Genomic DNA, 26,290 nt, shown 5'->3' with positions numbered 1-26,290 from the left:
AAGTGCGGCTGGTTACAACAAAGCTGAGGCCCGGGCTTTGGCTACAACGAGGTAGTGGGGCCGCCCCACCGCTCAGATCTGTTCCAACAACGCAACCGGGAACTGGGCAAGCACGTCGCGCATCCAGAAGCCGGTGTGGTTATCGTGGGTATCGACGGCCAGGCTAGCCCCGGTAAACAGGTCGCGATAGCGGGTGCCATCGGCGGCGTGGGGAACAATCAGACGCGTTTCGCCCCAGCGCTCACCAGTTGGGGGCAGACGTTCGCCATTGGCGAGGCGCAACGGCAACCGTGGGACAACGGTGAGCAACTCGCCCGCATCGCTCTGGCGGGCAAAGGCGACCACGTGGTCGGCGTGGTCGCCGGCGCCGGCAAGCGGCAGATAACCGGCGCCGACAAAGAGCTCTGGCTTCGCCCGCCGCACCTGCAAGACGGTGTAGGTTAGATAGAGCTTGATGCGACCATCGGTCATTTGTTCGAACAACTCCTGCGCAAAGCCAGCCTGCTCGCCAGCTTCGCACCGCGTGACAATCTCATCGAGCAGACGTTCGCGCACGGCATAATCAACCGGACGGCGGTTATCGGGGTCAACGAGGCTCAAATTCCAGAGCTCGCAGCCCTGGTAGATATCGGGCACCCCTGGTGCCGTCAGTTTAATCAGGGTCTGGGCCAGGCTATTGAAAAAGCCAAAGAAAGCGATGCGCTCGGCAAAGATCGCGAGGCTATCGAGAAAGCGCCCGCTGCGGCGTGGGTCAAGGACACCCTCGACAAAGCGGCGGACAGCGGCATCATAGTCGGCATTGGGATTGACCCAACTCGTATGCACCTTGGCCTCACGGGTTGCCTTTTCCATATACTGGACAATGCGTTCGCGGAACCCTTCAAGTGCCTCACCTCGATAGACTTCGGGATCAGGGGTTGCGCCATTGGCAAAAGGCCATGCCCCGACCAGGGTCTGATAGAGCAGGTACTCATCGTTGCGCGAGGGCATTGTCGTGTCATCACGCGTCTTCTTTTTGCGCAGATTGAGGCGTGTCCAGCGGCTGACGATCTGACGCCATTCTTGAGGAAGCTCTGAGAGCACATTGATCCGAGCGCGCACATCTTCGCCCCGTTTGGTATCGTGGGTCGAACTGCCGAGCATCGAAGAGGGCCAGCGTGTACTGCGATGACCGGCATGCTTATGCATGTACTCAACGCTATGCCCGTAGTTCTCGGGATGCCCACCGACCTCATTGAGCGAGACTAAACGGTTATAGACATAGAACGTCGTATCTTCAACGCCCTTGGCCATCACCGGCCCGCTGATCTGCTGGAACTTCATCACAAAGCGGATCACCTCGGGGCGAGCATCTTCGGCGAAACTAGCGAGATTGCGGAGCAAGAGCGTATCGCAGAGGAAATTGAAGATCGTCTCGGCGGTACGAGGATTACGGCGCTTGGCCTCACGCACCGCAGCTTCAACATAGCGCTCGTCCCAGGGCGTGACAGTGTCAAGACCACTGATATAGGTGCGGTAGACGGGCAGACAGGCAATCACTTCACGGATAATGAAGGTGAGGCTATTGAGGGTAAAGTCACGATAGTGGCGATTGCGCTCGGTGAGCCGGTCGAGCATATGGCTCAGGGTATTGATCTCACTCGCCAGCGAGACGAGCATGATCTCCTTCTTTTTGCTATTGACGAGATTAGCAAAGCGCGGTTGCACGCCAGCCACATCGGTATAGAGGCGATCAAGTTGTTTGCGTGCCGCTTGATCAACAAAAATACCATTGACCTCATTCAAGAAATCGTAGCCAGTTGTACCAGCCACGGCCCAATCAGCGGGCAAATCCTCACCAGCCGACAGAATCTTCTCGGCGACCACATAGAGCGGCCATGAAGCACCCTCGCGTTCACTCTGGGCAAGCGTCTGAGTGATCCAAGCGGCGACGTGGTCAACGATGGCCGAGTCGGTGGCCTCCTCACCGGGTTCAAGACCAGCAGCTTTGAGGGTTGCGGCGGCCCAGTTTTCAAGATAGCTCGCCTGCAACTGGCGGAAATAGGCGGGCGGGCGCCAGAGGCCATCGGGATGATCGATCCGCAGGCCAGTCGCACGTCCTTCAGCAAGCAGACGAAAAACCAGTTGATGGGTTGCCTGCAAAACCTCGGGCAACTCGACGCGGATCGCGGCGAGATCGTTAATATCAAAAAAACGGCGATAATTGATCTCTTCGGTGGCAACCCGCCAGAACGCGAGGCGATATGGCTGTCGTGCGATCAACTCCTCGAGGCGATCAAAACTCTCGGTTTGACCTGGCGTGCCATTGTAGAAGGCCAGGGTCGCTTCGATGGCCGCCTGCACTGGCTCGCTCTGCTCATAGAGATTGGCCAGCCGTCGTTTAATCACCTCTTTTTCGCGATTGCGTTCCAACACCTTTTCCGGGGCTACCTCGGTATGAGCGGGCAGATACGAGAGAGCGGTCAGGATACTCTGCAACTCGACCACATCCACATGATCGCTGCCAAGCTCGCTGATCAAAGCATCAAGTTTATAGCCAAGCACTTCGGCATAACTACATGGATCAAGCGGGAAAAGATGCTCGTAGTAGGCAAGGAAGAACGCACCGCCCGTATAGCGGAGTTGCAGTTCACCGGCATCGAGCACATCGCCATACTGCGCCCCCAGAATGGGGAGCAACACTTTAGCGCGCAACTGAGGGCGCACAGGATCCCAATCAATATCAAAATAGTGCGCATAGATTGAAGATGGCCCATTCTCGAGCACATCCGACCACCATGTGTTGCGTAGATCACCAATGCCCATATGGTTGGGCACCACATCAAGGATCAGGCCAAGATGATGCTGCAACAGCGTGTCACTGAAGTGCTTGAAGGCTTCGTCGCCACCGAGATCGGGGTTGATCTGGCCATGGTCAGTAATATCATAGCCATGGAGACTCCCCACACGGGCCGTCAAGATTGGTGAAGCATAGACATCACTGATGCCAAGGCGTTGCAGATACCCGGCAAGCTGCGCCCCGTGATCAAGGTTGAAAGCACCATGAAACTGAAGTCGGTACGTTGCCCGGGGGAGGCGGCGTGGCAGTTGATGCAACAGTTGCTCGATGCCCTCTTTATCCTGGGGGCGAAGTGATGCTTTCATGGATTTCTTTCACTCTACAAAGCGATACAAAGACCGTGCAGTCGCACAACGCAAACAGCGTTGTTACCCACTGCCCGTGCGGACTTGAAAACCAAGACGTTGACCTAACGACGTAAAGGCAACGATCCACTGCCGTGCCTCGCTATAACCCTGGGCCGCCTCGGCCCGTACATCAAGGTAGGTACTCTGAAGCAACTGATAATAGACATTCTGCGTTTGCCAGACATCCACTTCAAACGGTAGCCCGCGGGCCAGACCGACGGCATCATCGAGTTGCTGCAGCAACGCGAGATCGCGGGGTTGCGCCTGAAATGCGTCGGTGATCAGTTCGATCGTCTGCGAGAGGCTATAACCGATGCCAGCGCTATCAAGCGTCACCCCGGCACGTGAGGCTTCGCGGCGCAAGGCATGAATGCGGTCAAGATCGAGCGAGTCAGCTTCGAGCAGTTGGCGGAACTCGGTATTGAGCGCAAACTCGGCGGCAATCTGAAACTCGTGGGGCACTGGCGTCCCGAGGCTCGCCAGAAAGCGCATCAAGGGGGCATGTTGCTCATAGATCCGCCGATACGAAGCAGTCGCATCGGCGAGGCTCGAATCAAGCACGATCTTGAGGATCTTGCGCTGTTCATCACCAAAGAGCAACTTGAGTGACGACGCATCGCGACCAAACGTATGATCAATCATGCGAATCACACCAGGAAGATCAGCGCGCAGAAAGAGCTCGCTCAACTCTTCGATCATCAGGTGATACGCCGTCTCGTCCTGATACTCGCGCACCCCCCCCGAGATATTATGGTCGCCCATATGCAACACCCCAAAACTCAGGCGGGCCGACTCACCAGTAATCACCGAACGGATGTGCATCCGGCCCATCGCGAGACGTGTCTTGCCCGAGGGGAGCAGGTGATAATCTTCGTATTCAACGAGATAGCTATAGACCTGCGCGCGCTCTTCGTACCCGGCAAAGAGTGAAGACATCGCATAGTGGGCACCGACTTTGCGCAAATCAACGATTGCTGGGCGAACCTTGCGCTCATAGATCTGACGGCCATCGCCCTGGGCGGGATCATTGCTCTGGGCCTGGGCGAGCCGCACAAGAAAACTGGGCTCATAATCTTCGCCAAACAGTTCATGCGCAAGTTGAATGGCCCGTCCTGCATACATGATCACCTGCACCGTCTCGATCCCCGCGAGGTCATCAAAGAACCAGCCGCACGAGGTGTACATCAACATCAGATGGCGCTGGAGTTCCATCAATTTCAGGACAGCGATGCGCTGGCTCTCATCGAGTGACGGGCGAGCGTGGCGTTGCAGGAAGGCCTCGATGCGTTCGGGGGTACGTTCAAGAACCACCTGGATATAGTCATCACGGGCGGCCCAGGGATCATGCAACAAATGACGCCCGAGCCCTTCGAAGCGTGGCGACAGCGTATCGCGCACCCAATCAAGCGCAGCGCGTAGTGGTGCACGCCACGTCTGACGCCAACCCGGATTGCCACCGCTATTGCAGCCACAATCGGTGCTCCACCGACCAACGCCATGCACGCAACTCCAGGCGGTCTGCTCGACAATCTGCACCTCATGGGTCGGCGGATAGGCCGCGAGGTAGGCGGCATAGTTGGTCAGACGTGCGAGGCCACGTTCTTCGATATACTGCAGCGCATAGGCAAGGGCCATATCACCGTGGCGATGATGGTGCCCATAGGTTTCGCCATCAGTTGCGATATTCGCGATCTGGGGCCAGGGGCGATACTCGCTGAAAGTGCCGGCAATACGGGCGGCGAAGGTTGAGCCATTGACCAAGAGGCGTTCAAACGCAACGGCGCGGGAGACCGGGCCATCATAAAAGAAGACCGTGATGGAACGACCACTGGGGAGTTGCACCAGATAGGGGCGGGTCGGATCAACGCGCCCGCCACGCACATCATTCCAGACGAGATCGCCAAGCTTCCGGAAATGGCTGACCTGATGCGGTTCAAGGATCGTAAAGACAATCCCGTGTTCAGCCATCATATCGAGGGTTTCAAGATCGACGGCCGTCTCGGGTAGCCACATCCCCTCGGGATGGCGCCCAAAGCGATAGATAAAATCAGCAATCCCCCAACGTACCTGTGTTAGCTTATCGCGGCGCGAGGCAAGCGGCATAATGATATGGTTGTAACACTGGGCCATCGCCGAGCCACGCCCGAAAGAGCGGATGCTCTCGGCATCGCCATCGAGGATCGCCTGATAGACACGGGGGGATTTTTCGGCAAGCCAACTTAGCAGGGTAGGGCCGACATTGAAACTAATGCGGCTGTAGTTGTTGACAATGCGAACAATCTGATCCTGGGCATCAAGGATCCGCGAGGCAGCATTCTCTTCATAGCACTCAGCCGTAATGCGTTCGTTCCAGTCGTGGTAGGGGTAGGCCGAGTCTTGCTGCTCAATCGACTCGATCCAGGGATTTTCGCGTGGTGGTTGGTAGAAGTGGCCGTGTATACAGATGTATCGCTCAGGCATAAGCTTGTGGTGTGTGGGCCGATGGCCCTATATACATTACATTTAGGGTTGTTGCCCGCAAAACCTGCGGTTTTTCTGGCGCACGATGCCAGCTTTGCGGGCATCGTGCGCCAGAAGAATGAAGAGAGCTTCTTGGGGTCACAGGCCCGCTGTCCCCGCCGAAAAGCACGTAAGTTGAGGCCAGGGTGCCGCGGGCACCCTGGCCTCAACCCTCGACTACCCGCGACTCTTGAAGAAGAGTGCACCGAGTGGGGGCAGGTCGATGGTAAGCGAGAAGGGGCGATTATGGCTCGGCTGGTCATCGGCCATAACACCGCCAGCATTGCCAATGCCACTGCCCCAGTACTCTTTGGCATCGCTATTAAAGAGCTCTTCCCACCAGCCACCACGAGGCACCCCGACGCGGTAGTTTTCACGGATGATCGGGGTTGCATTCATCACGACCAGGATCTGATCGCCATTCGAACGTGCCTTGCGCAAGAAGCTGTAGGTACTATTATCGGCATCATTCGCATCGATCCATTCGTAGCCATCGGGATCGGTCTCCAGTTCAGCTAGGGCTGGTTCACTCACATAGAGGCGATTGAGATCAGCGAGTGTATCAGCGATACCGCGATGCGACGGGAACATCATCAGATGCCAATCAAGGCTCTCGTCGTGTTTCCACTCGCGCCACTGGCCAAACTCACTACCCATAAAAATAAGCTTCTTGCCTGGCTGACCATACATATAGCTATAGAGGAGGCGCAGGTTGGCAAACTTTTGCCAGACATCACCCGACATCTTGTCGAGCAACGAACCCTTGCCATGCACCACTTCGTCGTGTGACAGCGCGAGCACATAGTTCTCGGTGAACATATAGAGCCCGCGGAAGGTCAACTCGTTGTGATGGAACCGGCGGAAGATTGGGTCACGACGGAAATACGAGAGCGTATCGTGCATCCAGCCCATATCCCATTTAAACCCAAAGCCGAGCCCGCCCACATACGTCGGGCGCGACACCATCGGCCATGCCGTGCTCTCTTCAGCGATGGTCTGAACCCCGGGGAAGTTCTTGTAGACTTCGGTATTGAACTGGCGCAAGAACATGATCGCGTCGATATTCTCGTTCCCGCCATACTGGTTGGGGATCCACTCACCCGGCTGCCGCGAATAATCGAGGTAGAGCATGCTGGCGACGGCATCAACGCGCAGGCCATCAAGGTGGAACGTATCGAGCCAGCAGAGCGCTGAACTGATCAAGAAACTCCGCACCTCATTGCGTCCATAGTTGAAGATGTAGCTCCCCCAATCGGGATGAAAGCCTTTGCGGGGGTCGGCATGTTCATACAGATGGGTACCATCAAAGTAACTCAGGCCAAAGCCATCAGTTGGGAAGTGCGAAGGCACCCAGTCGAGGATAATCCCGATCCCCTGCTGATGGAGATGATCGACAAAGTACATGAAATCCTGAGGTGTCCCATAGCGGCTAGTCGGAGCAAAAAAGCCCGTCGTCTGATAGCCCCACGAGCCAAAGAAGGGATGCTCGGTGATGGGGAGCAACTCGATATGGGTAAAGCCGCAGCGCTTGACGTGTTCGGCAAGCCTGGGCGCAATCTCGCGGTACGAGAGTGAGCGTCCCCCTTCTTCGGGGACGCGCATCCATGATCCAAGGTGAACCTCATAGATCGACATTGGCGTATGCAAGCTCTGACGCTGCATGCGGCTCTCGATCCAGGCCTCATCATTCCAGGTATACGCGCGATCCCAGACAATCGAGGCGGTACCAGGGGAAACCTCATACATAATACCTAGGGGATCGGTCTTATCTTCTTTGTAGGCGTGAAAGCGCGACGAGACGTGGAACTTATAACTCGCCCCTTTGACAACCCCAGGCACAAAGGCTTCCCAGATCCCCGAGTCACCCCGAGCCTTGAGCGGATTGTGACCCGAATGCCAGTTATTCCAGGCACCTATCACCGCAACATACTCGGCATTTGGCGCCCAGACCGCAAAATAGGTGCCTTCCTGTCCATCTACTGTGGTAACATGCGCCCCCAGTTTCTCGTACAAGCGAAAGTGATTGCCTTCGTTGAAGATATAGATATCATCGTCAGTCAAAATCGGTGATCCGGGATAGGGATCTGTCGGCACAGGGATCGCGATTGAGGGCATCCCTGACGGCATTGGTTCAGCCACAGCATCGGACGAATCGTGATCTTCAGTCGTCGCAACAACGGCTTCATCAGTCTGGCTGGCTACCTCAATTGGTTCAGGCACCACGGGCGTGTTCACTTCAGGCGTAGCCGTTGTTTCTGTCACTGATTCGGGTGACGTTGTCGTTTGTTTTGTACGACTACGACGTGGTTTTTTAAGCTCTTCTGACATATACTCCTCATCAAATGGGAAAAACTTCTATCCAGAGAAGTTTACCCTGTAATCTGGCGCAAAATTCCACTAAGCGGAATGCTGAGCCAGGTGGGGCGATTATTCATCTCATAGGCAACCTCATAGACCGCCTTCTCGAGGTAAAAGACCTCGAGGAGGGTCTCAAGATCACCACGTGCAGCGGGCACAAACGAAGCCCCTTCAGTATGTTCACGATAGCTGCGCAGGAATGCGGCACCAACCCAGAAGGCCCAAAAATCGGCCCACTGACGCAGACGTGCCGTCTCTTCGGGCGACAGCGTAGTCGATTGGAGGCGTTCAAAATAACTTGAATAGGCTGCATACTGATACGAGCGCAGCATACCGGCGATATCACGTAACGGTGAACGTTTAATGCGACGCTCGCTAATCGGCCGGATCGGCTCGCCTTCAAAGTCAATAATCATGAAGTCAAGGCCGGTATAGAGCACCTGCTCGAGGTGGTAATCACCGTGAATCCGCGTTCGCGAGGCCTCGATCTTCGTCGCACTAACCCGTCGGAAGCGAGCCATCAACTCTGACTCAAGGGCCAGCAACTGACTAGCATCCTCGCGGACGTTTTCGGGCAAACCTGGCAGCACCTTACGCAAGCCCTGAATAGTTTCAGCGGTCAAACTGCGCACCGACTGGTAGAGCGAGCGTTGATAGAGCAGCGAGAAGGGTTCAGGCGCAAATGCCGTTGACTTGCCGCGTGCAAGGGCTAGATGCAATTCGGCGGTACGTTTGCCCAGCAACTGAGCCGAGTCGAGATAGGCACTGATCAACTCACCCCCGGGAGTTGGCGGTTCAACGTCGGCATCAAGCAGCGCAGCAATGGTCACCTCGGTTGCAGGTGCGACCAACTCAGGCTCGACCAGCACGCGATCAAAATAGCTATTGAGCACATCAATCGCAAAATCGAAGGCATCGCCCTCATTGGGTACAAAGCCTTGCAACAAGGCCAGCGTGATCGCTTCTTCGCCAGGCCTTGTATACTCGATCGCCCCGGCCAGCGGCGGGGTATGGGCATAGCCAGCCTCATCGGTGAGGTAGCGTCCAATTTCAAGATCGGGATTGACCCCGGTATCAACTTTGCGGAAGAGTTTCATGATCATGCGCCCGCCAAAATTGATCGAGGTATTGCTCTGCTCGCCACGCATCACCGAAGCTTCAAGGCCCGCCCCATCACCGACCATGCCCCGTAGCGCCCGTGTTGTTACTGCCGTCAACTCGGCCCCATGTTCACTGCGCAGACGGCGTCGCCCAACGACAAGATCGAGCAGCATCGCACAGAACCCACGGTCAATGAGGGGCTCATAGAGCATGCCAGGTTCTTCTTGCTGATCGTTGACGCGCAGCCGAGCAATGACGGCGTGACGTGAGTCGGCGAGAATATTGCGACCCCGTTCGCCTTCGGCATAGGCCATTGGCAAGAGATAAGTTTCGGCGCTTCCTTCGGTATACTGAACCGTTGCCAGAACAAGGTACGAAAGCGTATCGTCATGAGGAACCATCACCACATCGGCGATCTGCACATTTTTAATCCGGCGTGCCTTGGCCCCAAACCAGCGACGTGGGCGCAAATAATTAGGCAAAACCTGTTCTAGTTGCGCCTGGCGGCCATCATAAAAGATCGCATCCCATCCGCCGGCTTCAATGGTGAGCAGCGGCACATCTACACTATCAACAAGCCCGCCCCCATCGCTGCGCAAACCTTCGGCCCGCTGGGCAACCAGGCTAAACCAGTAGAAACTGTGTGGGCCAACAGTAATAAAGTAGGGATGATCGCCCACTGAAGGGAATTCGACTTGACCAAACATCTCGACCAGCATCATACCCCGGAAGGCCGACAGGTCAAGTTCGACACCTTGCACAAACCGCGACAGATTGGCAATGACGAGGATCGTCTCTTCTTCATAGCGCCGAATAAAGCAGAGCACCTTGCGGTTTTCGGGATGGAGAAACTCGAGAGTGCCTCGGCCAAACGCCTTATAGCGTTTCCGCAGCGCGATCAGCCGTCGCGTCCACCAGAGCAACGAGTGCTGATTGGCAAGTTGGTTTTCAACATTGACCATCTCGTAGTGATACTCGGGGTCGGTAATAACCGGCAGAAAGAGGCGTTGTGGATTCGTGCGTGAAAAGCCAGCATTGCGATCCCCAGCCCACTGCATCGGGGTACGCACCCCATTGCGATCACCGAGATAGATATTGTCACCCATGCCAATCTCGTCACCATAATAGAGCACTGGCGTGCCGGGCAACGAAAAGAGCAAGCCATTCATCAGTTCAATCTTGCGCCGATGATTGCCGAGCAATGGGGCGAGGCGGCGACGAATGCCCAGATTAATCCGAGCCTGCGGATCTTTGGCATAGAAACGATACATATAGTCGCGTTCTTCATCGGTCACCATCTCGAGGGTCAACTCATCGTGGTTACGGAGGAAGATCGCCCACTGGCATGTATCAGGAATCGTCGGCGTCTGATGCATAATATCAATGATCGGGAAGCGATTCTCTTGATGTACCGCCATATAGAGGCGGGGCATCACCGAGAAATGGAAAGCCATATGGCACTCATCGCCATCCCCGAAATAGGAAATCAGATCCTCCGGCCACTGGTTCGCCTCGGCGAGGAACATGCGTCCCGGATATTTGGCATCGAGTTGCTGGCGCAACTTTTTCAGAAAGACATGCGTCTGGGGCAGATTCTCGCAATTTGTCCCCTCTTCTTCATAGAGATAGGGGATGGCATCAAGGCGAAGACCGTCCACGCCCATATCAAGCCAGAACTCCATGGCCTTAAAGATTGCCCGATGCACGGCAGGATTCTCGAAGTTCAGGTCAGGCTGGTGGCTGTAGAAGCGATGCCAATAGTAGGCCCCGGCAACCGGATCCCAGGTCCAGTTTGAAGTCTCGAAATCTTTGAAAATAATGCGCGCATCGCTATACTTCTGGGGATTATCACTCCAGACATAGAAATCGCGCTGGGAGGTACCGGGACGGGCAAGGCGCGCACGCTGGAACCAGGGATGTTGATCAGAGGTGTGATTGCACACCAGTTCGGTGATCACCCGCAACCCACGCCGATGCGCCTCACGAATAAAGAGGCGCACGTCGGCGATATCGCCATATGATGGGTGAACATCGGTGTAATCGGCGATGTCATAGCCATCATCTTTGAGGGGCGAAGGATAAAAGGGTAATAACCAGATGGCGGTCACCCCAAGTTCCTGCAGATAATCGAGCTTGCTCGTCAGCCCCTTGAAATCACCAATCCCGTCGCCATCACTATCAGCGAAGGCCCGAACGTGTACCTCGTAAATAATCGCGTCTTTATACCAGAGCGGATCATGCGCAAAAACCTGCGGCGTCCGGCTCGGTCGGGTCTGCTTTACTATCGCCATGTTCTCCTAGAAGGCATCAAAAATGTTCCGCACGCTACCCAGGCAGCTCCTCCTGGCGTTCCAGCCGCAAGATATGGACGGGCATCGTCGCAGGATCAAGTGAGACATAATTATATTCGCCCTGCCACACATACCGCTCGTTGCTCAACAGATCGTGTGCAAGATAGGTTGCCCCGAGGTGCCACTCATCGACTGGCACATGCACCCAGCCAGTCTGCACCTGCTCGGGGTCAAGATTGACCACCACAAGAATGATATGAGTGGCATTATCGGTTGTTTTGCTATAGGCAAAGAGGTGCTCGTTCAGCGCAAAGTTGCGATCGACTGGATGCACGCGCACGTTCGCATTGCGCTGAAGCGGCGGATTCGTTTTACGGATCTGGTTCAGGCGTGCAATGAAGGTGCGCAGGCTGGTCGGGTCGTCTAGATCCCAATGGTGGATCTCATATTTCTCATTATTGAGATACTCTTCCCGGCCTTGGGCTGGTACGTGTTGCATCAACTCATAGACGGGTCCATACATGCCCCAGCTTGCCATCATCGTCGCTGCCATGGCAGCACGGGTCAGGAAGACCGAGCGGTGCCCGGGATAGAACTGAGGGGTCAGGATATCAGGCGTGTTAGGCCAGAAATTGGGGCCAAAATAATCCTTGATTTCGGTCTGGGTCAACTCGAGCAGATACTCGGCCAGTTCCCAGCGCTCGGTGCGCCACGTAAAATAGGTATAACTTTGCGTAAAACCGAGCTTGGCAAGATTATACGTCACCCTGGGGCGGGTAAACGCCTCAGAGAGAAAAATCAACTCAGGATGGTCATGCTTCAGACTGCCAATGCACCACTCCCAGAAGCGAAAACTCTTGGTGTGGGGGTTATCGACGCGAAAGACCGTTACGCCCTGCACAATCCAGTATTCAAAAACGCTCTTGAGTTCATACCAGAGACCCTGCCAATCGCTCGTTTCAAAGTCGAAGGGATAGATATCCTGATACTTTTTCGGTGGATTTTCAGCATACTGGATGGTACCATCGGGGCGGGCGCGGAACCACTCGGGATGTTCACGCACATAGGGATGGTCAGGCGAGCACTGAAAGGCAATATCGAGGGCGAGCTCGAGGCCATAGCTTCGTGCTGCAGCGACAAGTTCGTGAAAATCCTCAAGGGTACCCAATTCGGGATGGATCGCCTTATGGCCGCCTTCAGGGCCGCCGATCGCCCAGGGGCTACCGGGTTCACTAGGCAGCGCCGTGACACTATTATTTTTGCCCTTACGGAACTGGCGTCCAATCGGGTGAATCGGGGGCAGATAGAGGATATCAAAGCCCAGCTCGGCCACATAGGGCAAGCGAGCAATCACATCCATAAATGTCCCATGCTTCCCTGGCTCAAGCGCAGCCGAACGGGGAAAGAGTTCATACCATGCCGAAAAGCGTGCCAGAGGGCGATCAACCGTGACATGCAATTCGCGCTCAAAGGTTGTCGCAAACTGGCGCGGCAGGTGGACGCTCATCAGGCGGGCCAGTTCAGGGGTAAAGGCAGCCTCGGCGTCACCTACACGTAAGGCTGCGGCGAAACTGTGCAGCGTTGCGGCGACTGGATCAGGCGCAGCTGTGGCTGCCTCTTCGACCAGCGCAGCGCCGATCAACAGATCGACCTGTACCTCTTGCCCAGCCTCAACGCGTTTGTGTAACTGATGTTCCCAGGTTGCAAAACGATCAATCCAGGCAACCAGGGTATAGGTATAGGTTCCCATCGTCTCGACACTAAAGACACCGCGCCAGTGGTCATTGCCGAGAAGCGTCATCGGCATCTCGTGCCAGGACTGATCAGCGGGGCCGCGCACGCGCAGCACAGCGGCGAGCACATCGTGACCATCGGCAAAGATATCGGCTTCGACCGTCACGAGATCACCGACAACCCGTTTGATCGGATAATGCCCTGCATCAACCTGGGGGGTAACGTGTTCGATCAAGACGCGCCGCCGTCCCTCACCAAAGGCGGTGAGCCCATTCGATGTGGCGGCTTCGGCCACCGTTGTGCCCTTCGTGGGCGTTTTCAGCTTCGCTGGCATCTCCAGCTCCCCTCATTACGCCTCTTCCCTGCGTTGGGTAGGGGCGAAAACAACGTAATGAGTCGGGCGCATGGCTGGCGCCATGCGCCCGGCTCACTCAAAACAGATCTGACCAGTTTACCGTAAACCAATCAGCGTGACGTGCCTAGCCTGTTACCAGGTACCGTGATACCTGCACCGTTATTACTCGTTCTTGCCAATGATCGGCAGGTAGATCTTCTGCGTCACAACGGTCTGGACACTGCCCGTTGCCAACACATCGGCATCTTCGTAGACATAGTTGTTGTAGGTGTCGATCAATTCAACCCGTGCGGTAACCGCGAAGGTTCCACCGATCAGATACTGATGGGTCGTGGTCACCGTGGTGGTGCCTGGGGCGACCGTAAGCCGCTCGAAGCTATTGATGGCGTCGCCATACGCAATCACGAGATTGTAGACCGCACCCTCGCTGGCACCAGCGGTGCGCAGTTCGGGCATCGTCACGACGAACGTCGTCGGGATACCTGTCGAAACAGCCGTGCTGCTGATATCGAGGGTACCGGTCACCAGCACCTGCCGGAAGTCAGCAGCCAGCGTGGACGTCCCATCGGTCAGTTGCGACGCAACGCCAAACCGACCAATCTCGCCGAACGTGTAGGTCTGGGTAAACGTTGCCGCCCCAGCCGCTGCGGTCGCGCTATCCGTAAAGGTCGTTGTTCCGTCAATCGTCCAGGCGTACGTAAAGGTACCATCGGCAAGGCCGGTCGCTCCGACCTCAAACGGCACTGGTGTGCTCACCGTGGCACTTGCCCCCGGCGAAACCCAGTTCAACGTGACATTCGCAAGACTCTGAGCACTGGCCGTCGTGACCAGCACCCAGAAGAGCAACGCGGCTACCGCGCTAATCAGCGCAAAACCCAGCAGGGCCAAGCGGTTGGTCGAAGTTCCGTGTACGGCTGTTTCTGTGTTGTTGTTACGATCCATGAACTTTTCTTCCTCCTGCAGCGAAAACGAGGCGTTGGTAGTGTCAACAATAGAACAACCACCAGTGGCCTGACGAGCTACCCGATCTATCGGCTTCAACAGTTGTTTCCGATCAAACAGACCATCAGGGCGGTCCTCGTGGTTGCGTGACTCTGTGCATCAACTGATGATGCAGCAAGTGACATAGAGCAAACCAGCGTTGAACATCACCATTGGGGAAAAATGCGGTGCCGCGATGTGTCCACTGATGTACCGCATCTTGAGACATCAGCCCCCCTATGATCCTTGCCTCGCCTTCTCATAGAGCGTTAGGATCGGGTTGTGCATCAGGCAATGCTGGCAGACGCCTGGCGATGCAGGCTTTTGCACGCATACGGGCTCAGCCTGATGATGCAACAACGCGAACGTCACTATCTTGCGGGCTATGTGCTACCGCACCGAAAGCACTTTGCTCGGGCACAGCTTTGATGCAAGATCATGATCGAATAGGCGCTCATGCCTCTGAACAAACTGTGGAATAGTCTTACGCTGAGCACATTCCTCAGCGTACCTCTCAAGTTATGATCAGGATCACTTTCAGGTCTATGTAATACTGCTATTCTACAGGAGCGCTCTCTGTGTGTCAAACGTATCAAGCAATATCAAGCCCAATATCGAGGGCGCGCGCTGCGTGGGTTAGGGCACCGACACTAATATAGTCTACCCCGCTCTCAGCAATTGCCCGTACTCGTTCCAGCGTAACACCTCCACTAGCTTCAAGCAAGGCACGTCCTTGCACGAGGCTGACGGCGGCACGCATCGCCTCGGGGGGCATATTATCAAGCATGATGAGATCCGCCCCCGCCTCGGCGGCTTCACCAGCCTGAGCCACAGTTTCAACTTCGACCTCAACGCGCACCATTGGCCCAACCGCTGCACGCGCTTGCTGCACCGCTGCCCCCATGCCAATGCCCTGAGTGGCGAGGATGGCGAGGTGATTATCTTTGAGCATCACGCCATCATACAGTCCGAAGCGGTGATTTATCGCGCCACCAAGCCGCACGGCGTACTTTTCGAGGAGGCGCAGTCCGGGTGTTGTCTTGCGTGTATCGAGAATCCGGGCTTTCGTTCCAGCGACTGCAGCGACATAGCGTGCTGCGAGGGTTGCAATACCACTCATGCGTTGAAAAAGATTGAGGGCGACGCGCTCGCCGATCAGTACCCCGCGGGCTGATCCACTCACCGTTGCCACCACCGTACCGGGGGCAACCTGTGCGCCGTCTTTCACTAGGGGCATAACAACGAGTGTGGGATCAACGAGCGCAAAGGTGGTGGCAACGATATCGAGGCCACAGACAAGGCCAGCCTCGCGGAAGACAAAGGCTGCTTGCACGTGTGCCGTCGCAGGAATCACGGCCTGCGTCGTCAGATCACCACTTCCAAGATCCTCGGCCAGCGCACGCGTAAGCAATTCGCGTACCAGGGTGGTGGGCAGTTCCATAGAGAGGCTCCACAAGCGAGAGGCCTGGGGCTGCGCCCCACACCCCCAATCGGCAGGCGTTCGATGATTTGACGCAAAGGCGCAAAGAGCGTTTAGCGCCCATCTAGATGCCAGGCGTGCGACGCATGGTTGTGCCAAGTGTGTAACCTAAGTTTCTTGATCTGCGTGCAGCCTTGTCATGCTTTGCTCAGCATCGTTGCTGTTGGGACGCCCGAGACCGTTCGCTCCGCTCTGGGTGACAAACTATCGGGACGCCTGCAACCCTTCGTTCTGCTCAGAGGCTGTCTGAAAAGTCGACGGGTTGCTCTGGAGTGCTGGCTTTAGCCGGCTAAAGCCAGCACTCCAAGGGCATACCACGTGATGTAGAACGATGCTGCCACCCTTTCCAGGCAGCCTCTCAGGGTGACAAACCCCAGGAAACATCGTTTACAAACTACTCATTATGTTGTGAGCAGGCCGTGATCTTTCGGATTCAGATCGAGATCATCACGACTACCACGACCGACGCCCCAGTACGTAAAGCCGCGACTTGCCATCTCCTGAGGATCATAGAGATTGCGCCCATCAACGACAATAGGTTGGCGCATAAAACTACGGATCTTATCCCAGTTGATCTGCTTGAACTCATTCCACTCGGTCACGAGCAGGAGCGCATCGGCCTCTTTGGCGACATCATAGGCCGTTGCGCAAAAGGTGACTTCGGGCATGACTTCGCCAGCATTTTCCATCGCGACCGGATCATAGGCCTTGACGCGGGCACCTTTCGCCTGGAGCGCCCGAATGATATCAAGGCTCGGAGCTTCGCGGATATCATCGGTATTCGGCTTGAACGACAGGCCGAGCACCCCGATATACTTGCCGTCGAGATCACCAAGCAACGTCTCGACCTTCTGGACAAACCGTTCTCGCGCCGACTGATTAATCTCCATCACGGCCTGAAGTAACTGCGGATGGCAGCCAGCGGAAGCGGCCATATGGTGCAGTGCGAGAACATCTTTCGGGAAACAGGAACCGCCATAGCCAATCCCGGCATCGAGGAAATGGGGCCCAATGCGTTTATCGGCACCCATGCCACGGGCCACTTCGCGGACATCGGCCCCGAGACGTTCACAGATCTGGGCGATTTCATTGATAAACGAGATCCGGGTTGCGAGAAATGCATTTGACGCATACTTAATCATCTCAGCGGTACGGAGATCAGTGATAATGATCGGTGCGCCAAGGGGTGCATGCAACTCGGCGACCTCTTCGGCGGCCTTCTGATCCATTGAGCCAAGGACAATCCGGTCGGGCTTGAAGAAATCGGTCAGGGCGCTGCCCTCGCGCAGAAACTCGGGATTCGAGACAACCGAGAAGTGAATGCCCGGGGCGGCATGTTCAGCAATAATCGAAAAGACCATATCACCGGTACCAACGGGCACCGTACTTTTATCAATGATAATAGCATCGCGGGTCAGATGCTGCCCAATGCCTAGGGCTGCCGCTTTGACATAAGAGAGATCGGCTGCGCCATCGTCGCCCATTGGTGTCCCAACCGTAATAAAGATCAACCGGGCATCAGCGAGGCCAAGCGCGTAATTATCGGTAAAGCGGAGCCGTCCGGCACGCATATTGCGTTCTTGCAATTCTTCAAGGCCCGGCTCATAAATCGGCGATTTCCCGCTCCGCAACAATTCCAGCTTGGCGGGATCGATCTCGATACAGTTCACAGTATTGCCGAGGTCAGCGAAACAGACTCCCGTCGTCAACCCGACATAGCCCGTGCCCACCACACAAATATTGCTCAAGAGACTCCTCCTTATTCCATCAACGCAACTTCAACGCCAAGGTTCAATTCACAGGCACGCTGCCAAGCAAGGTGAGCAACCGCAAGATCCTGAACGGCATTGCCAACCGACTTAAAGAGCGTCACCTCCTCGTCAGTCGTACGTCCAACCACGATCCCGGCGGCCACGGCGCCGAGTTCACCAACAATATGTTCAGACGTGATCAGACCCGCATCACGGGCACGCACCAGTTCACCGGCCTCGGCCCATGCGGCCTGATGCTGATCAACCACAACCCGGGCGCGGGCCACCGTGGCGAGGGGAATTTCGGCCATTGTCGGGCGATAGGCCCCTATGGCATTGATATGCACGCCTTTGCCTAGGGCCGTATCAGCAAAGAGTGGATCGGTCGCCGAGGTCGCGGTACACACAAGCTCGGCCTCGGCAAGGGCCGCATCAACAGTTGAGGCAAGCTGGAGCTCACAGGTGATGCCAGCCTCACGCATCCGTCTTGCCAGTTCTTCGCCGCGTTCACGACGGCGATTGACGAGCCAGATCCGCTCAAGGGGGCGTTCATTCCAGACGGCGAGTGCCTGGGGGAGAGCCTGCGCACCGGCCCCAAAGAGGGCGAGCACGTGCGCATCAGCACGGGCCAGATGCCGGGTTGCCACGCCTGACGCCGCCCCGGTGCGCAGGGCTGTGAGGTACGTACCATCAAGCAGGGCCACCGGACGCCCGGTCGCGGGATCAAGCAACGTTACCAGCGCATAAATTGTCGGCTCGCCACGAGCGGCATTCTGGGGGAAAATCGAGACCACTTTCATCCCGAGGGCAGCGTAGGTAGCATCATCAAGTCGTGCGGGCATAAAGAGGCTGGTTGCCTGATATGCCGGCGCATCAACATGGGTACGGATGGGCACCTCGGCGTGCCCAGCTGAAAGCCGCACAAAAGCTGACTCGACGGCATTGATCGCCTCGGGCATCGAGACAGCGGCCTGGACATCAGCAGCAGAAAGGATGCGCATCGTAGTACCTTTGCTCAACACAGACAACCGCACTCTATGATACAACAGAAACGGGTGAGGAGCGATCAATTCATCGCTTCTCACCCGTTTCTGTTCTGGCTCGCATAGAGCTATTCAGTTGCCGCCGCTTCGGCGGTCGCATTGACCTCAGTCGGAGCCTCGGTGTCTGCCGCAGGTTGGGCCTCAACTGGCTCAGGCTCAGTGGCTTCTTCGCCTTCTTTATCATTTTCAGCGATGCGGCGGAGTGACAGACCCATCCGCTGGCGCTGACGATCAAGGCTAATCACCTTTGCCGTCACTTCCTGGCCGGGCTGCAACACATCACGTGGCTGGGTCTGGGGGTCAACATCGAGTTCACTCGCGTGAATAAGCCCCTCGACGGCCTCTTCGACCTGCACAAACGCTCCAAAGGGGGTAACATTCGTGACGGGGCCAGTGACCAGTTGACCGAGCGTATAGCGCTGATCAATCGTATCCCAGGGATTGGCCTGGAGTTGACGGATCGAGAGCCCGATGCGCTCGCGGTCACGGTCAATTTCGACCACAACCACCTTGACTTCCTGGCCGGGCTGGAGCACCTCGCGGGGATGGTTGACGCGCTGCCAGCTCAACTCAGAAATATGAGCCAGCCCATCGGCCCCCCCGAGGTCAATAAAGGCCCCGAAGTTGGTCAACTGATTGACGCGCCCGCTCAACACATCACCTGGCTGGAGTTCAGTCAAGAGCCGGATCTTCTGCGCCTTGCGCCACTCTTGCGTTGCGCTACGCTCGGAGAGCACGAGACGATTGCGCTCGCGGTCAACCTCAATCACCTTGAGCGGAATCTCTTGATTGACCATCTTTTGCAGCGCCTGCTGGCGTTCCTCGGCAGCAGTACGTCCGTGCAACTGTGCAACCTGCGAGGCAGGCACAAAACCACGGATGCGATTAAACTGCACCAGAAGGCCACCCTTATTAAACCCGATCACCTTGCAACGGGTAATGCCGCCGTCTTTAAAGAGTTGCTCGGCATATTCCCAGTCTTTTGCCACCTGAACCATCGTCAGGGAGAGGATAAGATCACCATCTCGGTTTTCAGGTTCCTGGACATAGACCTGAATTGTTTCGCCTACCTGAAGTGTACTCAGGAATTCATCGCCCATCTGGCGCAGGTCTTGCGAAGGGATCACACCTTCACGCTTCGTCCCGATCGAAACAAGCACGCCGTTATCTTCAATTTGCATTACCATGCCCTCACGCAACTCACCGCGCTGCGGACGGGCATAATCATACTCATCTAATAACAACGTCCAGTCAAGATCCTCCTGATCCTCCAATGTAATCTGATCCGATTGCACCGACATGCTTCAAAGCCTCCTCGAAGAGATTTACACAGCTGTGTGCATTCCGCACGCCATGACCAAAAAAAAACGCCATCCTGATGTAGGCAGGCGCGAAATATATATCGCGTGAGATGAGCCTGGATACGCTAGGAAGCTGTCGCTAACAGCTTTGCACGCTCCACGCCAGTGCCTTTATGCAGGCTCTACCAGGTGACTGGCTCTCCGTCCTCATCATGTAGAAAGATGATGTATTATACTGGAGGGTCAAACCAGAGCGGATGTCACAACTATGTTTTACAATACGGACAATTATAGGGGAGATATTCCCGGTTGTCAAATATCTTGCAGGAGTCAGCGATGAGTTCAGGGCAGCCTGTGCGTGTGTTATTTGTTTGTATGGGCAATATCTGTCGTTCGCCAATGGCTGAAGCGCTCTTTCGCCACCTTGTTGTTGAAGCAGGGTTAGAGGAGGCTTTTGTGGTTGACTCGGCGGGAACAGGTGGATGGCATGCTGGTGAAGCCCCGCATTATGCAACGAGTGCGGTCTTGAAGCGGCACGGCATTGACGTTGGCGATCAGCGCGCACGTCGTCTGAAGAAGGAAGATAGCACGACCTTTGATTATATTGTCGCGATGGATCGTGAAAATATCGCCACGATCACACAAAATCACCCTGCAGCGCGCGAACGAACCCGTCTATTGCTCGACTATGTTACCGATAGCCCTGATATTTCTGGGGGTGAAGTGCCTGATCCATACTATAGTGGTGCGTTTGAGCATGTTTATGAACTTGTGGAGAAAGGCTGTCGCGCCCTGCTCGCCCATATTCGTGCTGAGCGAGGGTTTTGAGGGTGTCTATGTTATTTGGTGGTTTTGGGCCGCGCTTTTATGCGGCCTATCAGGCGGCGTGGCCGCTCGAACCAGGCTATGCCGAACGCCGTGATCTCTACAATCTCTATCATTTGCTCAACCACTTGAACCTGTTTGGGTTGGGGTATGCGGCTCAGGTTGATCAGATTATATACCGTTATGTCGGCTAACTACCATGCGACTTTTTCCTTCCAGGCGGATCTGGCAGGCCTCACGGTCGAGGTGGTAAGCAAGCCAGGGCTTGCTGCGGCCCATTTGCTACTTGAGGCCTCGAACCTTGCGGCAAATCTGATTCGCCCAGCCGCGACGGAACGCGTCTTGCTGCTAGGGGCAGGTCATGGTGCGCTTGGCGTTGGGCTGGCCCGTCACCTCACCCGAGGGCACCTGGTACTCATCGAGAGCGATCTGATCGCGCTACGGATGACGCAGCTGACCTTCGCAGCTAATCAGATCAGCGGGGGTGAGCTACGTGGTGCGAACAATGCGCTCCCCGGTGTGACTGAGGCGTTCGACCGGGTCATTCTATTCAGCCCAAAGAGTCGCGCCCTGGGGCGGCGCTGGCTGCTCGAAGCGCAAGCCTACCTGCGGCGCGAGGGCATCCTGAATATCGTCGGAGCGCAGGCGAGCGGGGTGCGCTCGCTGATCGCCGATGCGCAGGCCTTGACCGGGAAGATGCACATCCTTGGTTATGGGAAAGGGTGTCGTGTCGCTGAGACACGTTGTATCCAACCTCTTGCCGCGCCACCGGCCTGGACGACGTTGCCAGGGATTAGGCCGGGGAGTTGGATCCCGCTCACGGTCGATCTCCCAGGGGGTGCCAGCGAACTGGTCAGTTTGCCAGGGGTCTTCAGTGCAGAACACCTTGACCCTGGGACGGCCTTTTTGCTGAGCCAGCTTGGGCAGCGGTGTCATGGCAAGCGCGTGCTTGACGTCGGTTGCGGCTATGGAGTGATCGGGCTTGCGGCGGCCCAACTCGGGGCGAAACAGGTCGATCTCGCTGACGTGAATCTGCTGGCGTTAGCGGCAGCCCGTGAGAATGTGGAACGCCTCGGGCTATCGAGGGTTATCCAGGTACATCCAAGCGACGGTCTCGAAGCGGTGTTGGGGCAACGCTACGATCTCGTGTTGAGCAACCCACCCTTTCACACGGGCAAAACGATTGACACCGCGATGGCCGAGGCGTTTCTGCGTGAGGCACGGAGCGTGCTGGTTCCAGGGGGTACACTGCTGATTGTTGCCAATCGTTTTTTACCCTACGAGCGCGTGATGCAGGCCCATTTTGGCACGGTAACGGTTGTGGCAACGTGCGAGGGGTATCGGGTTTTGGCAGGATCGTAGGGACACGGCGGTGCCGTGCCCCCACCGGCGGTGCCGTGCCCCGACGGGTTAATTTAATATGCCCGAGCAAAGATGACTTGACGTGACGTTGGTCGCCCGGTATAGACACAGATCCCTGGGGCTTCAGACTGGTCGAGAGGGATGCAGCGAATCGTGGCCCGCGTTTCGTCCTGGATGCGTTTCTCGTCTTCGGTGGTGCCATCCCAGTAGGCGAGGGCAAACCCACGTTCAATCTGGGCTTTGAGCTCGTCATAGGTTGTAACCGTTGCGGTACGGTCACTGCGGAAGGCGAGGGCTCGCTCGAAGAGCGCCACCTGAATTGCTTCGAGCAGCGTGAGCAGATAGTCGGTCAGACCAGCCTGGGGCACAAATTGCTTGCCGGCTTTGCCGGGCATATCGCGTCGTGCGACCGCGACACTCCCCTTCTCGACATCTTTTGGGCCAACCTCAACCCGGATCGGTACGCCCTTGAGTTCCCACTCATTGAACTTATAGCCAGGGGTGAAATTATTGCGGTCGTCAACCTTAAAGCGGAGGCGACCTTGCCAGTCGGCGGTCAGGCGGTCAACGGCTTCCATCACCTTGGCCCGTTCGTCCTCATTCTTATAGATTGGCACCAGCACGACCTGGATTGGGGCGAGGCGAGGCGGCAAGACCAGGCCCTCGTCGTCGGAGTGGGTCATAATGAGCGCCCCGATGAGGCGGGTCGAAACGCCCCAGCTTGTTGTCCAGCAATGCTGGATCGTATTATGCTGATCGGTGAAGGTAATCTCAAAGGCCCGTGCAAAGTTCTGGCCGAGGTTATGGGAAGTACCGGACTGCAGGGCGCGGCCATCCTGCATCATAGCCTCGATGCAATACGAACGCAGGGCCCCGGGGAACTTCTCTTTTTCGGTTTTGAGGCCACGGATGACGGGCACCGCCATCACCTGTTCGGCGAAATCGGCATAGACATCGAAGAGAATACGGAGCGTCTCGGCCTCGGCCTCGGCCTCATCAACGTGGGCGGTATGGCCTTCTTGCCAGAGGAACTCGGCGGTACGTAAAAAAGGGCGGGTGCGCATTTCCCAGCGCATCACATTGCACCACTGATTATAGAGCAGCGGCAGATCGCGGTACGAGCGCACCCATTTGCTATAGAAATAGCCAATGATCGTCTCGCTCGTCGGGCGAATCACATAGGGTTCGGCCAATTCTTCACCGCCGGCGCGGGTCACTTCCGCGACCTCGGGGGCAAAGCCATCAACGTGCTCGGCCTCCTTCATAATAAAACTCTTGGGAATCAGCAATGGAAAATAGATATTCTCGTGACCGGTAGCCTTGATCCGGTTATCGAGTTCACGTTGCATCATTTCCCAGATCGCGTACCCCGTCGCCTTAAAGACGATACAGCCACGCACGACTTCGGCCACTTCAGCGAGATCGGCTTCACGGACAATATCAAGGTACCACTGGTTATAATCGAGGGCACGGGTTGTAATCGTCTCTTTGGGCATAGGGTTAGGTTCCTTCAACTGGCTACGTCTTTGCGCAGCAACTCACTTGGCAAGATCACATGGTCGGCCCATGCGGGCGTACGGCTCACGACCTCATAGCCAAGCTTGAGGTAAAAATGGCGCGCCTGCGTATTGCCAATAATAACACGGAGCATCGTTGACGTTGCGCCTTCAGCGCGGGCATAGGCTTCCATCTGGTGCATCATTGCGGTACCAATGCCACGGTTGCGCATCGTCTGGCTTACCACCACACTATACATAAAGCTCTCACCCTGTTGCAAAGGTGCATCAGCAAAGAGCGAACCACGCACCATCGTCCAGAAGAAACGCAGCGTATCAGCGACGCCCAACGTCTGCAGGGCCGTCGAAAAGAGCTTCGAGGGCAGCGGCGAAAAGATCGGATCGTCAGGCAGCCGGATACTGGCTGTGCTTACCGGGGTACCGTGTTCATCACGAAAGAGAAAACGCCCCCGCGTCCCATCTTGAAACTCGTGGGCGAGCAGATAACGAAACAACGGCACCTGCACAGCCAGAGGGCTGTGCAGGTAACCGGGAAGTTCATGCTGATGAAGTTGGGCGACCAGTTCGGCCAGCGGCTGAAGATCGTCAATGGTCGCAACCTGAAGTGTTACAGGCTCGTGAAACATACGTTCAGGAACCTGCCAGATTATGCGTGGGCACCGTAGGTTGCGAGCACCCCACTCGTTTCAATCGTCGCACCGACCTGCACTCGTACTTCTGCGATTGTCCCGGCGTGAGGGGCCGTGATCTCATTTTCCATCTTCATAGCTTCAATAATGAAGAGCACCTGACCAGCCTCGACCTGTTGACCGGGCTCAGCGCGCACCGCAGCGACACGGCCCTGGATTGGGCTGATCACGCCATCAACCTTTGGCCCTCCGGTGGCCTTCTTGGCTTTGCCGACGGGTTTGCCAGTGCGGGTCGGTGCCGCACCGGGGGCCGGGGCAGCGGCGAGTGCGCCGACCCCAAAGACCTTGACCCCAAAGCGGCGATGATTAACCTCAACCGTAAAGGTACGTGGCTCAGCCGCAGCCTCGGCTTCAACGGGTTCAAGTGAGGCACTGAAGGCACGGGCGGTTTCAACAAGTTCAGGATTTTGGGCAATGAAATTGACACTGATATCGGTACCGCTAGCAAATACCGGATGCCCAAGGGCAGCGCGATGGAACGGGATGGTTGTCGCGACGCCACCAAGCTCATACTCAGCGAGGGCACGCAGACCACGGCTAATCGCCTCGGGGCGGGTTTCAGCCCAGACAACGAGTTTTGCCAGGAGCGAGTCGTAGTACTCAGGGATCGTATAGTTGGGACGGACGCCGCTATCCACGCGCACACCGAGGCCTGACGGTTCGTGATACGTCGTGATAGTACCGAGGGCAGGGCGGAAATTATGGAGAGGATCTTCGGCATTGATGCGGCACTCGATCGCGTGTCCACGGGGCGTCAGATCTTCCTGGCGCATCCAGAGTGACTCGCCGCGGGCAATGCGGAGTTGAGCTTTGACGAGATCGACGCCATAGACCATCTCAGTGACGGTATGTTCGACCTGGATGCGGGTATTCATTTCAAGGAAATAGTACTCGCCGTCCTGGAAGAGAAACTCGAGCGTGCCAGCGCTGAAATAATTGACGGCTTTGGCGAGGCGCACAGCGGCCTGGCCCATCTCGAGGCGCAGCTCGGGGGTGAGGGCGGGCGAGGGCGACTCTTCGATCAGCTTTTGGTGGCGGCGCTGGATCGAGCAATCACGTTCGCCGAGGTGTACCACATTGCCGTGGGTATCAGCGAGGATCTGGATTTCGATATGGCGGGGCGAAGGCAGATATTTTTCGACATAGAGTGCGCTATTCTTGAACGACGTTTCCGCCTCACGGCGCGCGCTCGCGAAGGCATCGCTAATCTCGCTCGCGGCGCGGACAACGCGCAGGCCACGGCCACCACCACCGCCAACCGCCTTGATCGCGATGGGATAGCCGAACTCATCGGCGAGGCGACTAATCTCGGCGAGGTCATCGAGGGGTTCAAGCGTACCGGGCACCACGGGCACCCCGGCGGCGGTCGCCTCACTGCGGGCGGCCGTCTTGCCGCCCATGCGTTCCATTGCCTCGGGGGGTGGGCCAACAAAAACCATCCCCGCCTCGGCGACAGCGCGGGCGAAATCGGGGTTTTCGGCGAGAAAACCATAACCAGGATGGATGGCCCCGGCCCCGGCTTCGCGTGCAACCTCGATCAGGCGTGGAATATTCAAATAGCTTTCAGAAGAAGGAGCAGGCCCAAGCAAATAGGCGGCATCGGCATAGGCCACGTGGGGTGCATCACGGTCGGCCTCGGAATAGACGGCAACAGCGCGCATGCCAAGTTCACGGCAGGCACGCATGACACGAATGGCAATTTCACCGCGGTTCGCAATCAGTACTGTGTCAAACATAGGATTAGACCGTTGCATTCAATGCGACTACCCCGGCGCTACGGCAAGGCCACAACGCCAGGCCAATTCTAGCATACCAGA

Annotated in this window: 15 protein-coding genes and 1 pseudogene; 3 read left to right on the top strand and 13 right to left on the bottom strand. The window is 56.6% G+C overall.

Annotation, left to right across the window (positions count from 1 at the left end):
• Positions 1–72: 72 nt before the first annotated feature.
• The 10 genes from treY to EKD05_RS03705 all read right to left on the bottom strand — a co-directional run bounded on the left by treY (position 73) and on the right by EKD05_RS03705 (position 20,080).
• Entirely contained in the window at positions 73–3,144 is a 3,072-nt protein-coding gene (gene treY / locus EKD05_RS03750) for a malto-oligosyltrehalose synthase (protein WP_129671055.1), read from the bottom strand.
• A 63-nt stretch (positions 3,145–3,207) separates the two neighbouring features.
• Positions 3,208–5,646, bottom strand: a complete 2,439-nt coding sequence (locus EKD05_RS03745; protein ID WP_129671053.1) for a DUF3536 domain-containing protein — start codon at positions 5,644–5,646, stop codon at positions 3,208–3,210.
• Between the two features lie 216 nt (positions 5,647–5,862).
• Complete coding sequence (glgB, locus tag EKD05_RS03740) at positions 5,863–7,800, bottom strand: 1,4-alpha-glucan branching protein GlgB (RefSeq protein WP_370374875.1); 1,938 nt, start codon at positions 7,798–7,800, stop codon at positions 5,863–5,865.
• A gap of 254 nt (positions 7,801–8,054) precedes the next feature.
• Entirely contained in the window at positions 8,055–11,435 is a 3,381-nt protein-coding gene (gene treS, locus EKD05_RS03735; protein ID WP_129671051.1) for a maltose alpha-D-glucosyltransferase, read from the bottom strand.
• A 34-nt stretch (positions 11,436–11,469) separates the two neighbouring features.
• The gene (locus EKD05_RS03730) at positions 11,470–13,503 is read right to left on the bottom strand and encodes an alpha-1,4-glucan--maltose-1-phosphate maltosyltransferase (protein ID WP_129671049.1); all 2,034 of its coding nucleotides are present in this window, start codon (positions 13,501–13,503) and stop codon (positions 11,470–11,472) included.
• A 183-nt stretch (positions 13,504–13,686) separates the two neighbouring features.
• Entirely contained in the window at positions 13,687–14,466 is a 780-nt protein-coding gene (locus tag EKD05_RS03725) for a hypothetical protein (RefSeq protein ID WP_129671047.1), read from the bottom strand.
• A gap of 631 nt (positions 14,467–15,097) precedes the next feature.
• The gene (gene nadC, locus EKD05_RS03720) at positions 15,098–15,946 is read right to left on the bottom strand and encodes a carboxylating nicotinate-nucleotide diphosphorylase (protein WP_129671045.1); all 849 of its coding nucleotides are present in this window, start codon (positions 15,944–15,946) and stop codon (positions 15,098–15,100) included.
• A 440-nt stretch (positions 15,947–16,386) separates the two neighbouring features.
• Positions 16,387–17,733, bottom strand: coding sequence for a UDP-glucose/GDP-mannose dehydrogenase family protein (locus EKD05_RS03715; RefSeq protein ID WP_129671043.1), 1,347 nt, complete (start codon positions 17,731–17,733; stop codon positions 16,387–16,389).
• Positions 17,734–17,744: 11 nt separating this feature from the next.
• Positions 17,745–18,737, bottom strand: coding sequence for an ornithine cyclodeaminase family protein (locus EKD05_RS03710; protein ID WP_129671041.1), 993 nt, complete (start codon positions 18,735–18,737; stop codon positions 17,745–17,747).
• Between the two features lie 110 nt (positions 18,738–18,847).
• Positions 18,848–20,080 (bottom strand): 30S ribosomal protein S1, encoded by a 1,233-nt coding sequence (locus EKD05_RS03705; protein WP_129671039.1) that lies wholly within the window; start codon positions 20,078–20,080, stop codon positions 18,848–18,850.
• Positions 20,081–20,416: 336 nt separating this feature from the next.
• Between EKD05_RS03705 and EKD05_RS03700 the strand changes: the two genes are divergently transcribed.
• The 3 genes and pseudogenes from EKD05_RS03700 (at position 20,417) to EKD05_RS03690 (ending at position 22,267) form a co-directional block, all read left to right on the top strand.
• On the top strand, positions 20,417–20,908 hold the full coding sequence (locus EKD05_RS03700) for a low molecular weight protein-tyrosine-phosphatase (protein WP_129671037.1): 492 nt from the start codon (positions 20,417–20,419) through the stop codon (positions 20,906–20,908).
• Positions 20,905–21,099, top strand: a pseudogene (locus EKD05_RS03695) (fructosamine kinase family protein); the annotation flags it as partial. The gene EKD05_RS03700 and the pseudogene EKD05_RS03695, both read left to right, overlap by 4 nt.
• Complete coding sequence (locus EKD05_RS03690) at positions 21,089–22,267, top strand: methyltransferase (RefSeq protein ID WP_165360577.1); 1,179 nt, start codon at positions 21,089–21,091, stop codon at positions 22,265–22,267. The pseudogene EKD05_RS03695 and the gene EKD05_RS03690, both read left to right, overlap by 11 nt.
• 53 nt (positions 22,268–22,320) lie before the next feature.
• On the opposite strand, the gene proS is transcribed toward EKD05_RS03690, so the two are convergent.
• Genes proS through accC form a run of 3 tightly spaced genes read right to left on the bottom strand, consistent with a single transcriptional unit; the run spans position 22,321 to position 26,209 of the window.
• Positions 22,321–23,763, bottom strand: coding sequence for a proline--tRNA ligase (proS, locus tag EKD05_RS03685; RefSeq protein ID WP_129671033.1), 1,443 nt, complete (start codon positions 23,761–23,763; stop codon positions 22,321–22,323).
• Positions 23,764–23,777: 14 nt separating this feature from the next.
• A complete protein-coding gene (locus tag EKD05_RS03680) occupies positions 23,778–24,410 on the bottom strand; it encodes a GNAT family N-acetyltransferase (protein ID WP_129671031.1) in 633 nt (210 codons plus the stop codon).
• A gap of 20 nt (positions 24,411–24,430) precedes the next feature.
• Positions 24,431–26,209, bottom strand: coding sequence for an acetyl-CoA carboxylase biotin carboxylase subunit (accC, locus tag EKD05_RS03675; RefSeq protein WP_129671029.1), 1,779 nt, complete (start codon positions 26,207–26,209; stop codon positions 24,431–24,433).
• Between the last annotated feature and the right edge of the window lie 81 nt (positions 26,210–26,290).

Source organism: Candidatus Chloroploca sp. Khr17, assembly GCF_004138165.1.
Taxonomy (GTDB): Bacteria; Chloroflexota; Chloroflexia; order Chloroflexales; family Chloroflexaceae; genus Chloroploca.
This window is presented reverse-complemented; position numbering and strand designations above follow the sequence as displayed.